Annotated in this window: 13 protein-coding genes; 1 reads left to right on the top strand and 12 read right to left on the bottom strand. The window is 62.4% G+C overall.

Going from position 1 to position 14,261, the window contains the following annotated elements:
• Positions 1 to 14: 14 nt before the first annotated feature.
• The 10 genes from hutI to D3870_RS14035 all read right to left on the bottom strand — a co-directional run bounded on the left by hutI (position 15) and on the right by D3870_RS14035 (position 11,250).
• Complete coding sequence (hutI, locus tag D3870_RS14080; RefSeq protein ID WP_119740033.1) at positions 15 to 1,268, bottom strand: imidazolonepropionase; 1,254 nt, start codon at positions 1,266 to 1,268, stop codon at positions 15 to 17.
• Complete coding sequence (locus tag D3870_RS14075; RefSeq protein ID WP_119740032.1) at positions 1,258 to 1,863, bottom strand: HutD/Ves family protein; 606 nt, start codon at positions 1,861 to 1,863, stop codon at positions 1,258 to 1,260. The genes hutI and D3870_RS14075 overlap by 11 nt, the downstream gene beginning before the upstream one ends.
• 2 nt (positions 1,864 to 1,865) lie before the next feature.
• Complete coding sequence (gene hutG / locus D3870_RS14070) at positions 1,866 to 2,828, bottom strand: formimidoylglutamase (protein ID WP_119740030.1); 963 nt, start codon at positions 2,826 to 2,828, stop codon at positions 1,866 to 1,868.
• Positions 2,829 to 2,925: 97 nt separating this feature from the next.
• Complete coding sequence (gene hutH, locus D3870_RS14065; protein ID WP_119740028.1) at positions 2,926 to 4,467, bottom strand: histidine ammonia-lyase; 1,542 nt, start codon at positions 4,465 to 4,467, stop codon at positions 2,926 to 2,928.
• Between the two features lie 463 nt (positions 4,468 to 4,930).
• The gene (gene hutU, locus D3870_RS14060) at positions 4,931 to 6,649 is read right to left on the bottom strand and encodes a urocanate hydratase (RefSeq protein WP_119740026.1); all 1,719 of its coding nucleotides are present in this window, start codon (positions 6,647 to 6,649) and stop codon (positions 4,931 to 4,933) included.
• Positions 6,650 to 6,689: 40 nt separating this feature from the next.
• A complete protein-coding gene (locus D3870_RS14055; RefSeq protein WP_119740024.1) occupies positions 6,690 to 7,394 on the bottom strand; it encodes an ABC transporter ATP-binding protein in 705 nt (234 codons plus the stop codon).
• Positions 7,387 to 8,202, bottom strand: coding sequence for an ABC transporter ATP-binding protein (locus D3870_RS14050; protein ID WP_119740022.1), 816 nt, complete (start codon positions 8,200 to 8,202; stop codon positions 7,387 to 7,389). The genes D3870_RS14055 and D3870_RS14050 overlap by 8 nt, the downstream gene beginning before the upstream one ends.
• The gene (locus tag D3870_RS14045) at positions 8,199 to 9,044 is read right to left on the bottom strand and encodes a branched-chain amino acid ABC transporter permease (RefSeq protein ID WP_242489983.1); all 846 of its coding nucleotides are present in this window, start codon (positions 9,042 to 9,044) and stop codon (positions 8,199 to 8,201) included. Before D3870_RS14045 ends, D3870_RS14050 begins: the two co-directional genes overlap by 4 nt.
• Positions 9,045 to 9,052: 8 nt before the next feature.
• Positions 9,053 to 9,916 (bottom strand): branched-chain amino acid ABC transporter permease, encoded by an 864-nt coding sequence (locus D3870_RS14040; protein WP_119740020.1) that lies wholly within the window; start codon positions 9,914 to 9,916, stop codon positions 9,053 to 9,055.
• Positions 9,917 to 10,095: 179 nt separating this feature from the next.
• Positions 10,096 to 11,250, bottom strand: coding sequence for an ABC transporter substrate-binding protein (locus tag D3870_RS14035; protein WP_119740018.1), 1,155 nt, complete (start codon positions 11,248 to 11,250; stop codon positions 10,096 to 10,098).
• Positions 11,251 to 11,475: 225 nt separating this feature from the next.
• Between D3870_RS14035 and hutC the strand changes: the two genes are divergently transcribed.
• The gene (gene hutC, locus D3870_RS14030) at positions 11,476 to 12,198 is read left to right on the top strand and encodes a histidine utilization repressor (RefSeq protein WP_242489982.1); all 723 of its coding nucleotides are present in this window, start codon (positions 11,476 to 11,478) and stop codon (positions 12,196 to 12,198) included.
• A gap of 24 nt (positions 12,199 to 12,222) precedes the next feature.
• Here hutC and D3870_RS14025 read toward each other — a convergent pair whose 3' ends face one another.
• Together D3870_RS14025 and D3870_RS22565 are read right to left on the bottom strand one after the other, a co-directional pair.
• Positions 12,223 to 13,971 carry a cation:proton antiporter gene (locus D3870_RS14025; RefSeq protein WP_119740014.1) on the bottom strand — a complete coding sequence of 583 codons (1,749 nt, stop codon included), beginning with the start codon at positions 13,969 to 13,971 and terminating at the stop codon, positions 12,223 to 12,225.
• Entirely contained in the window at positions 13,935 to 14,222 is a 288-nt protein-coding gene (locus tag D3870_RS22565; RefSeq protein WP_199710807.1) for a hypothetical protein, read from the bottom strand. The genes D3870_RS14025 and D3870_RS22565 overlap by 37 nt, the downstream gene beginning before the upstream one ends.
• Positions 14,223 to 14,261 lie beyond the last annotated feature (39 nt).

Below are 14,261 nucleotides of genomic sequence, written 5' to 3'. Positions count from 1 at the left end.
CAAGCGAGGCGCGTTCAGCCGGCCGCGTCGATCCGGGCGCCGCGCTTGACCCCCGCATTCACCACTGCCTGGCACGGATTCCCGCCGATCGCATACGCCAGATCGCCCGGACGGTCAATCGCCCACAGCGCAAAATCCGCAAGCTTGCCGACTGCCAGACTGCCGCAATCCTTTTCCATGCCGAGCGCCCTGGCTGCGTGGATGGTCGCGCCTGCCAGCGCTTCCTGCGGCGTCATGCGGAAGATGGTGCATGCCATGTTCATCGCCAGCAGCAGCGAGGTCATGGGCGAGGTGCCGGGGTTGCAGTCGGTGGAAATGGCGATCGGCACACCGGCGTCGCGCAATGCCTGCAGCGGCGGGAATTTGGTTTCGCGCAGGAAGTAGAACGCGCCAGGCAACAGCACGGCGACGGTGCCGGCGGCGGCCATCGCGGCGATGCCTTCGTCCGACAGATATTCGAGGTGATCGGCGGAGAGACCGCGATAGCGGGCGGTGAGTGCCGCGCCGCCCTGATCGGAGAGTTGTTCGGCGTGCAGTTTCACCGGCAGGCCGCGTTCCTTTGCCGCCTCGAATACGCGTTCGGTCTGCGCGCTGGAGAAGCCGATTTTTTCGCAGAAGGCATCAACCGCGTCGGCCAGTCCTTCGTCGGCCAGCGCAGGCAGCATCTGTTCGCAGATCAGGTCGATGTAGGCGTCGGCCTGTCCCGCATACTCCGGCGGCAGTGCGTGCGCGCCGAGGAAGGTGGTCTTGACGCGCACCGGCAGCGTTGCGCCGAGCTTGCGCGCCACGCGCAGCATCTTGCGTTCGCTCTCGAGGTCGAGGCCGTAGCCGGATTTGATTTCGAGCGTGGTGACGCCTTCGGCCAGCAGATTGCGCACGCGCGGCAGGCTGGCGGCGTACAGCGCGTCTTCCGTCGCGGCGCGGGTGGCGCGCACGGTCGAGACGATGCCGCCGCCGCGCTTTGCAATCTCTTCATAGGCCACGCCGTTCAGGCGCGCTTCGAATTCGTCGCTGCGGTTGCCTGCGTACACGATGTGCGTGTGGCAGTCGATCAGGCCGGGCGTGAGCCAGCAGCCCTCGCCGTCGTGCGTTTCCTTTGCCTGATAACCGGCGGGCAGTGCGCTGCGCGCTCCCAGCCATGCGATGCGGCCATCCTTGACGGCGATCGCGCCGTCGCGGATGTCGCCGTAGCCGTTGGCGTCGGCAACAGTGGCGAGATGGACATTGATCCAGAGGGAATCCCAATGGAGAGGCTGATCAACGGGCATTCTTTGCTTCCTGTAATGAGAGATGGGCGATGTAAAGATCGGCGGGCGATGCGGAAGAGAGTTGAATCTGCTCGCCGTCGGTACTGCCGACCAGGACCGAATCGCCGGCGTCCAGCGCGATGCCTTGTCCGAGCGCGTTGCTGCACGCGATGTCGGCGCCGCGTGCGCAGTAGATGAACACTTGATCCGCGCGACGTGCCAGCGACGTGTCTCCGCAAAACTGCAGGCGTTCCAGCGCATGCGTCCAGCGCGTGCGGCGCGTCATGACGTTGAAATCCGTGATCGGGCCGTCGAGCAAGGTGGCTTCGATGCCTTGCTCGCCGCGAAAAACGAAGGGGGTGCTCGCCGCCGTCAGCGTCGCCTGCTGTGCGTCATCGACACGCAGCTGCAAGCCGCTGCCTTCGAGCACCGCCAGCGAGCGGTCGATTTCCGGAAAATGCGAGAACGGCCCCGATGTGGCGACCTGCGCCGAACTGATGCGCCATTCGAAATTGTCGAGCGTGGCATCGGCCGGTTCGATGGCGATCTCGGTCGTGATGCCGCCGCCGTTTTTCCAAGGCATCACCTTGCAATTGCTGGCGTCGAATTTGCGCATGATTAGCTGGTACGTTCGGCCAGCCGAGCCACGAAGCGGGCGGCGACGCGGGCGGTGCGCTGGTCGATGTCGTGATGCGGGTTCAGCTCGGCGATGTCGGCGACGCGCAGCTTGCCGCTGGCGGCCACCATGTCGACGATGGGTTCGATCACTTCCATCGGCACGCCGCGCGGCGCGGGTGCGCTGACGCCGGGCGCGACTGCGGCCGGCAGCACGTCAAGACAGATCGTGAAGTAGAGGTAATCGACTTGCGCGATGAAGTTCGCGAGCGTGGCGAGCGTCGGGTCGAGTTGCGCGACACCCATCTCGTCGTCCAGCCGCCACGTCACGCCCAGCTTGCGCGCGCGCTCGAACAGGGCTTCGGTGTTGGCGAAATTGCTGACGCCGAGGCAGCAGTACTGAAAGGGCCAGCCGCGTGCCTGGCAATCTTCCGCGATCTGGCGGAAGGGTGTGCCGGAACTGGCCTGTTCGGCCATGCGCAGGTCGAAATGCGCATCGAGGTTGATGACGCCGATGCGTGGCGCCTTCTCTTTTTTTGCGAGATGGCGCGCCAGGCCGCCGAAGGAGCCGAAGGCGATTTCATGTCCGCCGCCCAGGGCGATGGGCAGCAGGCCGCGATCCAGCAACTGATCGATTTCCGCCGACAGCGAGTTCTGCGCTGATTCCAGTCCGTCGTTCTTTTCCTCGGCGACGCACACGATGTCGCCGGCATCGTGGATGGAGGTGCAGCGGTGCACCGGCATGTTGCCGAGCACCGTGCGGATGGCGGCCGGGCCGTTCTTGGCGCCGATGCGCCCGTGATTGCGCGCCACGCCGGCGTCGCATGCGAAGCCGATCAGGGCGATGCCTTTGCCTTCCGTTGTCGCGGCAAGCGGGCGGACGATCTGGTGCCAGCGGCGGCCGAGTTCGCCTTCGGCGTTGTCGATGCGGCCTTGCCAGCGGCTCATGTCGGGTTGTTGATGCATGGTGTGGTCCTCGTTTTCTGCTTTTGCTCGGTGTCGGTTGCAGGGCGGGTCTCACCCGCCGCTGTGCATGATGGCGGGTGGGACCCGCCCTACGTTTTTACGCGACGTACAAATCGCCAAACAATTCACGGCAGGTCGCGCTCAGGTCGCCCTGCAGCACCATCTGTTTCGCCGCCTCGATATCCGGCGCGAACAAGCGGTCCTTGTCGTAGAACGCGACCTGCCTGCGCAAGCCTTCGTGCATCGCCGCCAGCTTCGGCGACGTTGCCAGCGGCTTGTGAAAATCGATGCCTTGCGCGGCAGCTAGCGCTTCGATGCCGATGATGGTCGCGGTGTTGTGCGCCATGTCGTGCAGGCGGCGTCCGGCGAAGGTCGCCATGCTCACATGGTCTTCCTGATTGGCGGAAGTCGGCAGGCTGTCCACGCTGGCGGGATGTGCGAGCGACTTGTTCTCGGAGGCCAGTGCCGCTGCCGTGACGTGCGCGATCATGAAGCCGGAGTTCAGGCCCGACGACTGCACAAGGAAGGGCGGCAGGCCCGAGAGCGTGGCGTCGATCAGCAGCGCGATGCGGCGTTCCGAGAGCGCGCCGATTTCGGCAATCGCGAGCGCCAGCGTATCGGCGGCGAAGGCGACCGGCTCGGCGTGGAAGTTGCCGCCGGAAATCACGTCGCCTTCCTTCGCGTAGACCAGCGGATTGTCGGTGACGGCATTGGCTTCGATCAACAGCGTGCGCGCGGCATTGCCGATCAGGTCGAGGCAGGCACCCATGACTTGCGGCTGGCAGCGCAGGCTGTAGGGGTCTTGCACGCGCTCGTCGTTGTCGAGATGCGAGCGGCGGATTTCGCTGCCTGCGAGCAGCTGGCGATAGATTTCCGCCAGCGCAATCTGGCCCGGCTGGCCACGCACCGCATGCACGCGCGGATCGAAGGGGGCATCGCTGCCCTTGGCGGCATCGACCGACAGCGCGCCGGTGACGGTTGCGGCTTCCAGCATGCGTTCGGCAAGGAAGAGGCCGTGCAGCGCGAGGGCGGTCGATACTTGCGTGCCGTTGATCAATGCGAGGCCTTCCTTCGCGGCCAGCACGACCGGTGCAATACCTGCTTCTTTCAATGCTATCTGCGCCGGCAATATCTTTCCTGCGACACGGACATTGCCTTCGCCCAACAACGCCAGCGTCATGTGCGACAGCGGCGCGAGATCGCCCGAGGCGCCGACCGAACCCTTGCACGGAATGCAGGGCATGATGCCGGCGTTGTGCATCGCGATCATGGTGTCGATCACGGTGGCGCGGATGCCGGAGTAGCCGCGTGCGAGGCTGCCGATTTTCATCGCGAGGATCAGGTGCACGATGGCGTCGTCGATCAACTCGCCACTGCCGACCGAGTGCGACAGGATCAGGTTGCGTTGCAGCTGTTCAAGCTGGTCGTCGGGGATGTGGGTCTTGGCGAGTTTGCCGAAGCCGGTGTTGATGCCGTAGGCGGGCGCGCCGCGGTCGACGATTTTCTGGACGGTTGCAGCGGAGGCGTTGATGCCTGCGTAGGCGGATTGGTCCAGCGTCAGCCTGGGGGCGTCGCGCCAGATTTGGCGGAGCTTGCTTAGGGTGAGGTTGCCGGGGTGGAGAGTCAGACTGTTTTGCATGGTCGATACCCTTTTATAAGGTGGTTCGGTCTTTGCTCGTCTTGCTATGAATATATGCTACGAAGAGAGAACTGTCGCATATCTCCGTCATTCCAGCGAACGCCGGGATCCGGGATCTTTCCTTCGTTACTGCCGTTGTTACTTCGTGGGGACAGGCCGGGGGTGGCCCGGCGGCCACTCACTTTCTTTGCTTCGCCAAAGAAAGTAAGCAAAGAAAGGCGACCGCACAGCCGCTGCCCTTCGGGTTCCCGCGAAAACAATGCAGCAAGCGGGAAGCGAAACGAACTCGCCCTCGCTGCGCGAGGACTCAGACAGGTTTCGCTTCTTTATCCGTTTGACACATCGCTTTCGCGGCAGCGTCACAGCGGAACTGCAAAACCCTCCGGCGCGACCGTGCGTGGTCTTGCCATGGGTAGGGTGGGCACACCGTGCCCACGCTGTTTCCTGCTCTTCTTGCGCTGCTTTACTTGATCATCGGCAGGTTCAAGCCATTGCGCTTGGCACACGCAATCGCCGTCTCGTAGCCGGCATCCGCGTGACGCATCACGCCGGAGCCGCAGTCGTTGACCAGCACCCGGCCCAGCCGCTTGGCTGCCGCCTCGGTGCCGTCGGCCACGATCACCACGCCGGAGTGCTGCGAGTAGCCCATGCCGACGCCGCCGCCATGGTGCAGGCTGACCCAGGTGGCGCCGCCGGCGGTGTTCAGGAGCGCGTTCAAGAGCGGCCAGTCGGACACGGCGTCGGTGCCGTCCTTCATGCTTTCGGTTTCGCGGTTCGGGCTGGCGACCGAGCCGGTGTCGAGGTGGTCGCGGCCGATCACGATCGGGGCTTTCAGTTCGCCGTTCTTGACCATTTCATTGAAGGCGAGACCGGCGATGTGGCGTTCGCCCAGGCCGAGCCAGCAGATGCGTGCCGGCAAGCCCTGGAAGGCGATGCGGTCGCGCGCCATGTCGAGCCAGTTGTGCACGTGCTTGTTGTCGGGGAACAGTTCCTTGATCTTGGCATCGGTCTTGTAGATGTCTTCCGGGTCGCCGGACAGCGCCACCCAGCGGAACGGGCCCTTGCCTTCGCAGAACAGCGGACGGATGTAGGCCGGCACGAAACCGGGGAAGTCGAACGCATTCTTGATGCCCTGATCCAGCGCGACCTGGCGGATGTTGTTGCCGTAGTCGACCACGTAGCTGCCGAGCGCCTGGAAGTCGAGCATGGCTTGCACGTGGATCGCGCAGGACTTGGCGGCGGCATCGCTCAATTTGGCGTGCTGGCTCTGGTCCTGTTGCGCGGCTTTCCATTGCGCGACAGTCCAGCCGGCCGGCAGGTAGCCGTTGATCAGGTCGTGCGCCGAGGTCTGGTCGGTGACGAGGTCGGGCTTGATGCCGCCGGCCTTGGCGCGCTTGACCAGTTCCGGCAGGATTTCGGCGGCGTTGCCGAGCAGGCCGATGGAGACGGCTTCCTTGCGTTCGGTGTGGTATTTGATCAGGGCGATGGCGTCGTCGATGTCCTTCGCCTGCTTGTCGAGATAGCGGGTGCGCAGGCGGAAGTCGATGCTGCTTTGCTGGCATTCGATGTTGAGCGAGACGGCGCCGGCCAGGGTGGCGGCCAAGGGTTGCGCGCCGCCCATGCCGCCCAGACCCGCGGTCAGGATCCAGCGCCCGGCGAGGCTGCCGCCGAAGTGCTGGCGGCCGGCTTCGCCGAAGGTTTCATAGGTGCCTTGCACGATGCCCTGGCTGCCGATGTAGATCCAGGAGCCGGCGGTCATCTGGCCGTACATGAACAGGCCCTTGCGGTCGAGTTCGTTGAAGTGCTCCCAGTTGCCCCATTTCGGCACGAGGTTGGAGTTGGCGAGCAAGACGCGCGGGGCGTCGGCATGGGTCTGGAACACGCCGACCGGCTTGCCGGATTGCACCAAGAGCGATTCGTCGTCGTTCAGGTTCTTCAGGACGTCGAGGATCTTGTCGTAGCATTCCCAGTTGCGGGCGGCGCGGCCGATGCCGCCGTACACCACGAGGTGCTTCGGGTTCTCGGCCACTTCGGGGTCGAGGTTGTTTTGCAGCATGCGGTAGGCCGCTTCGGTCTGCCAGCTCTTGCAGACCTTCTCGCTGCCGCGCGGCGCGCGGATCTCGCGGGATGCGTCCCAGCGCGGGTCGTTGGTCAGGGTGGTGTTCTCGGTGATGGTAGTCATGGTGTGTCCTTCAAACTCGTTGAGTGTGTCGATACAGGTATCAATGCAAACCCAGATAGGCCGCAGCTAAAGTTGGGTCGTTGCGCGCGTCGTCAGCCTTGCCTTGCCAGACGGTGCGGCCCGATTCGAGCACGCAGACATCGTCGGCCACCGACAGCACGCGGTCGGTGTTTTGTTCCACCAGCAGAATCGTCATGCCGTCCTGCTGCAATTGCTTCAGGGCGCGATAGCAGAGGTCGATGACCTTGGGCATCAGGCCCAGCGACAGTTCATCGATCATGATCAGCTTGGGTCGCGTCATCAGCGCACGGCCGATGGCGAGCATCTGCTGTTCGCCGCCGGACAGGTTGCCCGCCAGCGAGGTCAGGCGTTCGCCAAGGCGCGGGAACATGCTCAGCACGTAATCGCGGTCCTTCGCGAAATGCGAGGCCGGCTGGATCAGGCCGCCGACGCGCAGGTTGTCTTCCACGGTCAAGTCCTTGAACAGGCGACGGCCTTCGGGCGAGATGGCGATGCCGCGCTTGACGCGCTGCTCGGGCGAGAGCTTGCTGATGCTTTCGCCTTCGAACAGCATGTCGCCGCTTTTCATCGCGACGTGGCCCGCGACGCACATCAGTGTGGAGGATTTTCCTGCGCCGTTTGCGCCGAGCAGGCCGGTGATGCTGCCCGGCTTCAGGGTCAGCGACAGGTCGCCGACCGCTTCGAATGCGCCGTAGCCGCATGACATGTTTTTGATTTCAAGCATGAGCGTCTCCTGCGTGTGCTGTTTCCTTCACGCCTGCTTCCGCGATCGTGTCGCCGCCGAGATAGGCAGCGCGCACGGCGGGATCGTTCATCACCGCGCGCGGTTCGCCGCTGGCGATCTTGCGGCCGTTGTCCAGCACCACGAGGCGCTGGCAGATGCGCATCACTTCACCGAGGTTGTGCTCGATCAGGATGATCGTCACGCCCTGACGGTTGATCTCGGCGATGGTGGTGGCAAGCGCGTTCGCTTCCTTGGAATTGAGCCCGGCCAGCGGTTCGTCCAGCAGAAACAGCTTGGGCTTCAACGCCAGTGCACGCGCCATTTCCAGTCGCTTCAAGATGCCGAGCGGCTGGATGCCGGGCTTCTGGTCGGCGTGTGCAGCGATGCCGACACGCTCCAGCATCTGGCGGCCGATGGCTTCTTCTTCCTTTTGCGAGACATGCATCAAGGACTTGAGCGGCGAGTGCGTGCGCGCCACGCCGGCAGCCAGTGCGACGTTGTCCAGCACCGAGATTTCACGGAACGGTTTGACCAATTGCTGCGACAGCGACAAGCCTTTCTGGATGCGCTTGTGAATCGGCAAGCCGTTCAGCGATTCGCCTTCCAGCGTGACATTGCCTTCGGTGGCACGCACGACGCCGGTGATGGCGCGCAGCATGGTGGTCTTGCCTGCGCCGTTCGGGCCGATCAGGCCCAGCAGTTCGCCGGGGTAGACGTCGAACGATACGTTGTCGATGGCGGTCAGGCCACCGAAGCGCACCGTGACGCCGTTGGCCGACAGCAGGGGAGTCTTGTTTGCAGACGTCATGCGCGACCTCCCTTGTTGAAGACGCGGGACACCATGCCGGCCACGCCGCTGGGCGAGAAGCGCATCATCAGGAACAGCAGGCCGCCGTACACCAGCAGCTTGTAGTCGCCGATGAACTGGAACCAGGCCGGCAGGGCGGACAACACCGCTGCGCCGAACACCACGCCAGGTACGGAGCCGATGCCGCCGACGACGACCATCGACAGCACGGTGATCGATTCGACGAAGCCGAAGCTGTCGGGGCCGATGAACTTCAGGTTCTGCGCATAGAGCGCACCAGCCAGGCCTGCCAGCGCGGTGCCGATGGCGAACGCGGCGAGCTTGTAACGCGGCACGTCGATGCCGAGCACGCGCATGGTGTCTTCATCTTCCGCCACGCCGTTGAACACGCGGCCCATCCACGACTTCTTGATGTAGATGCAGAGCGCCGCCGTCGCCGCGCACAGCACCAGCGTCAGCGTCATGAAGCCGATCTTCGACAGGCCGGAATCGGGAATGCCCGACACGCCCAGTTCGCCACCGAGCCAGTCCTGCTGGCGCACGATGCCGACGAACAGGAAGCCCACGCCCATCGTCGTGATGGCGAGGAAGTCGGCCCGCACCCGCAGGCTGGCCAGACCGACGATGACGCCGATGAAGCCGGCCAGCAGCATTGCCAGCGGCAGCGTCGCGAAGAAAGGCAGGCCGGTCTTGCACAGCATCGCCGACAGATAGGCGCCGATGCCGAGGAAGGCCGCGTGGCCGAGGCTGATCTGGCCGCAGAAACCGGTGATCAGGTTTAACGACAGGGCGAACAGCACGCTGATGCCCATCGAGGTCAGTAGGGAAATTTCGTAATCCATGATTCTTCTTATCTCCGCGCAAACAGTCCCTGCGGACGCAACATCAGCACAATGATCAGGAACGCGAAGGCAATCGCGTTACGGTCGAGGAATTTGCCGAGATAGATCGTGCCGAAGGATTCGACCACGCCCAGGATCAGCGCCGCCAGCAAGGTGCCGCGCACCGAGCCCATGCCACCCAGCACGATGATCGCCAGACCCTTGTAGGACGGCACGCTGCCCATGGTCGGTTCGACCAGATTGTTCAGCAGCGCGACCCACACGCCGGCGAAACCGGCCAGTGCGGAACCGACGAAGAAGTTGATGTCGCGCACCTTGTTCAGGCTGATGCCGAAGGACTGCGCCATCTGCGGATCGGACACGGTCGCCTGGCAGGCGACGCCGACGCGCGTCTTGTTTTGCAGATAGCCGAGCACGGCGATGATGATGGCGGTGCTGGCCATGACCATCAGTTCGGCTTGCTTGAATTGCAGTCCGCCGAACAAAGCGACTTGTTCTTGCAGCGGCGGTGCCTGATAGGACAGGCCGGACGCGCCGAAGATGATGCGGAACAATTCCTCGAAGGCGATGTACAGGCCGATCGATGCAATCAGCGCCACGAAGGGCGGCTGCTTCAGCATCGGCGCGTAGCACAGGCGATACATGGCGATGCCCATGATGCCCGCCGCCACCATCGCGGCCATGAATGCCAGCGACATGCTGCCGGAAGAGTTCATGACGAGCACGCCGATGTACCCGCCGAGTGTGAATAACGCGGCATGTGCCACGTGCAGAATGCGCAGCAGGCCGTACACCAGCGTCAGCCCCAGCGCCACGAGGGCGTAGATGCTGCCTTGTACGAGACCCTGTGCGATCAGCTCCAGGAAGAGCATGGTGAGTCCTTGATTGCGTTAGGTTGTTTCAGTGGACAGGCGGTATTTGCGGTACGCCTTCCTCTTTGCAATATTCGTAGGGTGGGCACGAAGTGCCCACGCAGTTTTGCATCGGTAGACCCAAGGTGGGCACTTCGTGCCCACCCTACCGTTACTGTCAGTCGCTGATGCGTCTGGAATTACTTCCCAGCCTTCGACGGCGGCGTCACCAGCGGACCGGTGATCACCGAGTGACGACGGAAGGCCTTGTCCTTCACGATCTGCACTTGCACGTCCTTCTTCACTTCATGCAGGTCGTTGAACGCAAGCTTGCCGATCGGCGTTTCGAAGGTGCCAGCTGCCAGCGCGTTCTTCAGCGCCTCGCCGCCCTTGCCGCCGCTCTTCTTCAGGCTCTCGATCAGCACCGAAGTCGCGGTGTAGGCCGACGCTGCCACCATGTCGGCGTTGAAGCCGGCCGACTTGCGGAATTCGGCGATGAAGGACTTGGTCACCGGGGATTCGGAATCGCGATCCAGCGAGGTGGTCACATAAACGCCTTCGGCAGCGGCTCCGGCGATTTCGATGAACTTGTCGGAGTCATAGCCTTCCTGGCCGATCACCGGCACTGTCACGCCTGCGGCGCGCAGCTGGCTGACCAGCGGGCCGGCGTTGAAGTAATAGCCGGTGGCGTAGATGACGTCAGGATTGTCGGACTTGACCTTGGACACCAGCGCGCCGAACTGGCGGTCTTGAATGCCGTATTCGTATTCGCTGACGACTTGCACGCCGAACTTGCCAGCGCCTTCCTTGAAGCCGGCGGCCAGTGCCTGGCCGAAGTCGTTCTTCAGTGTGATCAGCGCGGCTTTCTTCTTGCCCAGGTTTTGCACCAGTTGCGCACCGGCACGGCCTTGCACTTCGCCCATGGTGGAGGAGCGGAACATGTAGTCGCCGGTCAAGGTGATGTCCGGATGCAGCGCGTAAGCGGTGACGTAAGGCACCTTGGCCTGCTGGAAAATGCCGGCAGCGGCGCGGGTCGAGCCGGAGTAGGAACCGGACACCGCACCCACCACCTTGTCTTTTTCCACCAGCTTGGTGGCGACCGGTACGGCTTCCTTCGGCGACGCCTGATCGTCATAGACAACCAGTTCGATCTTCTCGCCATTGATGCCACCCTTGGCATTGGCTTGCGCCACGGCCAGCTTCGCGCCTTCCAGCGATGATTTGCCGTCCGCTGCGGCGAAGCCGGTCAGTGGGGCGTTGAAGCCGATCTTGATGTCCGCGAAGGCGGTCGGCGCTGCCAGAGCGGCACAGATTGCTGCGGTAGTGAGTAACTGCTTACGGTGGGACTGAATCATGAATTCCTCTCCTTTGGAATGTTTGAAAACAAACGCATGCCGGATCTTTTTCGTGTTCGTTGCTTCAACGCGATCCGCGACTTATTGAAACCGGTACAGCTTCAAATCGGCCCGAGCTTATGATAAGTTGTATATACAACTGGCGCAAGAATTTTATTTTTTGCGTAGACAGGTGGGGTGTGACGGCAGGCAATTACAATGGCGGCTTCCGGTTTGGAGAAGAATTTGAAAGCAGAAGAACAAGCTCAGAACAGTGCCGTGCCGGTGTTTCAGCGGATCAAGGACTATCTGCTCGGGCAGATTCACGCGGGATACTGGAAGGAAGGCGACGCGATTCCATCGGAACAGGTTCTGGCGAAGCAGTTCGGCGTCTCGCGCATGACCGTCAACCGCGCGGTGCGCGAATTGACAGACGATCAGCTGCTGACGCGCATTCAGGGCTCCGGCACCTACGTCGCGCAGCACAAGTACCAGGCCACGCTGGTGGAGATCAAGAGCATTGCGGAAGAGGTGCGCGCGCGCGGCCACAGGCATCGCAGCGAGCTGCACCTGCTCGAGCGCGGCAAAGCGGGCGAGCACATGGCGGGAACCTTCGGGGTGGAGATCGGCGAGCTGTTGTTCCACTCGTTGATCGTGCATTTCGAGAACGACATTCCGATCCAGCTTGAAGACCGCTGGGTCAATCCCGACGTCGCGCCGGAATACATGCAGCAGGATTTTTCCGCCATCACGCCGAACGAATACCTGATGGCGGCCGCGCCGCTGCAAGGCGTGAACTACAGCATCGAGGCACTCAGCCCGCCGCGCGAGATCGCGGAAATGCTGCATATCCGCGCGAAGGAGCCGTGCCTCGTGCTGAAGCGCCGCACGCTGTCGCAGGCGCAGGTCGCCTCCTTCGTGACGATGTGGCATCCCGGCAGCCGCTATCAGTTCGCCGGGAGTTTCTGAGAACGTCCCGGCCGCGGCAAGCCGTCAGTGCTGCGCGTTCTTGTCCTCGTTCAGCGTTTCGAACAGTGCGATCTGCAGGCGCGCATGCACTTTCACGAACGGTTTCCAGAGGATGAAAGTGAGCACGGTCGCCGCAATCAATATGACGGCGACATACTCCAGCGGCGGCAGAATGCTGATGCTCAGGCTCGCGATGATCAGCAGGATCGCCATGATCGACGCAAACGGGATGATTTCCGACACGAGCTTCCTGGCTTTGCCCTGATGCGCCGATGTGACCCACAGTTCGGCCAGCAGCATGCTCAAGGCCTTGAGCTTGCGGTAGGCGGCAATCAGGAACGGCAATGAAATGAAGAGCGCGCTGCCCCAGGCGATCGCCTTTTGCATGTCCGCATCCGTACCCCATATGGTCCAGTTCCGCCAGATGGCCGAGGCCACATAGCCGCTCGCCACGAACACGGCCACCACCAGCGCGAAGTTCACCATGACCTGCATCAGGATGCGCAGAACGATGCTGGTCATCTGCGCCTTGTCGCCTTGCGGCTGGAGCGTTTGCAGCCAGGCGGGATAGCGGCTGAAGAATTGCGACACGCCGTGCGGCATGGCGCTTGCGGCCCTGGCTGACAGCGGATCGGCGAGCTTGATGAGATAAGGCGTCAGGAGCGTCGTGATGGCGGATACCGCCACCACCATCGGATACAGAAATTCGCTCGTGACCTTGAGCGTCAGACCAAGCGCGGCGATGATGAACGAGAACTCGCCGATCTGCGCCATTCCCATCCCGGTGCGCAGCGAGGTGCGGCCGTCGTGGCCTGCGAGAAACGTGCCGACGCCGCATGAAAGCACCTTGCCGATGATGACGGCGACCGTGATGACGGCAATCGGCATGGCATACATGGACAGCACCTTGGGGTCGAACAACAGGCCGACCGTGACGAAGAAGATGGCGCTGAACATGTCACGTATCGGCTCGATCAAGCGTTCGATCATATGCAGCTGGCGCGCTTCCGCCATGACCGCGCCGATCATGAAGGCACCCAGCGCGACGCTGTATTCCAGTTTCACCACCAGCAGGCAGAATCCGAAGCACAGCCCCAGCACGGTGATCAGCAGCATTTCCTTGCTCTTGAAGCGAGAGACATAGGTCAGCAGTCTGGGGACGATCAAGAAGCCCAGCACCAGCGCCACGATCATGAAGAGAGACAGCTTGCCGAGCGTCGCAAACACATCTTCGGTATTGACGGTGCCGCTGGTTGCGATACCCGACAGCAGAGCGATCATGCCGATGGCAAGAATATCTTCAACGATCAGGATGCCGAAAATGAGCTGCGCGAATTTTTCGCGCTTCATGCCGAGTTCATCCAGCGCCTTGACGATGATGGTGGTCGATGAAATGGCGAGCATCGCGCCGAGGAAGATGGAGTCCATCTTGCTCCATCCGAAGAACATGCCGATCTCGTAGCCGACCCAGAGCATCAGCGCGATTTCGCTCGCCGCCGCCAGCAGCGCAGTGACGCCCACGCGGAACAGTTTCTTGATGCTGAATTCCAGACCAAGCGAAAACAACAGGAATATCACGCCGAGTTCGGCAAGAATCTGGATCGTGTGCTCATCTTCGACAAGCTGGAACGGCGGCGTATGCGGCCCGAGGATGACGCCGGCCACAATGTAGCCGAGCACCACCGGCTGCTTGAAGCGATGGCACAGGATGGTGACGATACCGGCAATTGCCATGATCACCGCAAGATCTTGTATGAACCCGATTGCATGCATGCGTGAGGAGCCCTTTCAATGATGGAGGAGTGGAGGAGGTTGTCACAATTTCCATAGAAAAATTGACGATGGGAAATTGGAATGTGCACGAACAATAACGCATGCGTGGAGATGCTGCAAATTGCGGCAACGTCGATGCAATGCACTGCTTCGATGCAAAAAAAAATGGCTGCCATCGTCGCGGCAGCCATGATGATTTCGACAGCAACAAACAAGCTGTCTCGCCCGGCACAGGCGCTATCGGTTGTCACGCCGAACGCATGCGATGAATGTCATCTGTATGTGGCACA

Source organism: Noviherbaspirillum cavernae (assembly GCF_003590875.1).
GTDB classification, from domain to species: domain Bacteria; phylum Pseudomonadota; class Gammaproteobacteria; order Burkholderiales; family Burkholderiaceae_D; genus Noviherbaspirillum; species Noviherbaspirillum cavernae.
The sequence above is the reverse complement of the archived record's forward strand: the minus strand, read 5'-3'. Positions and strand labels throughout refer to the sequence as shown.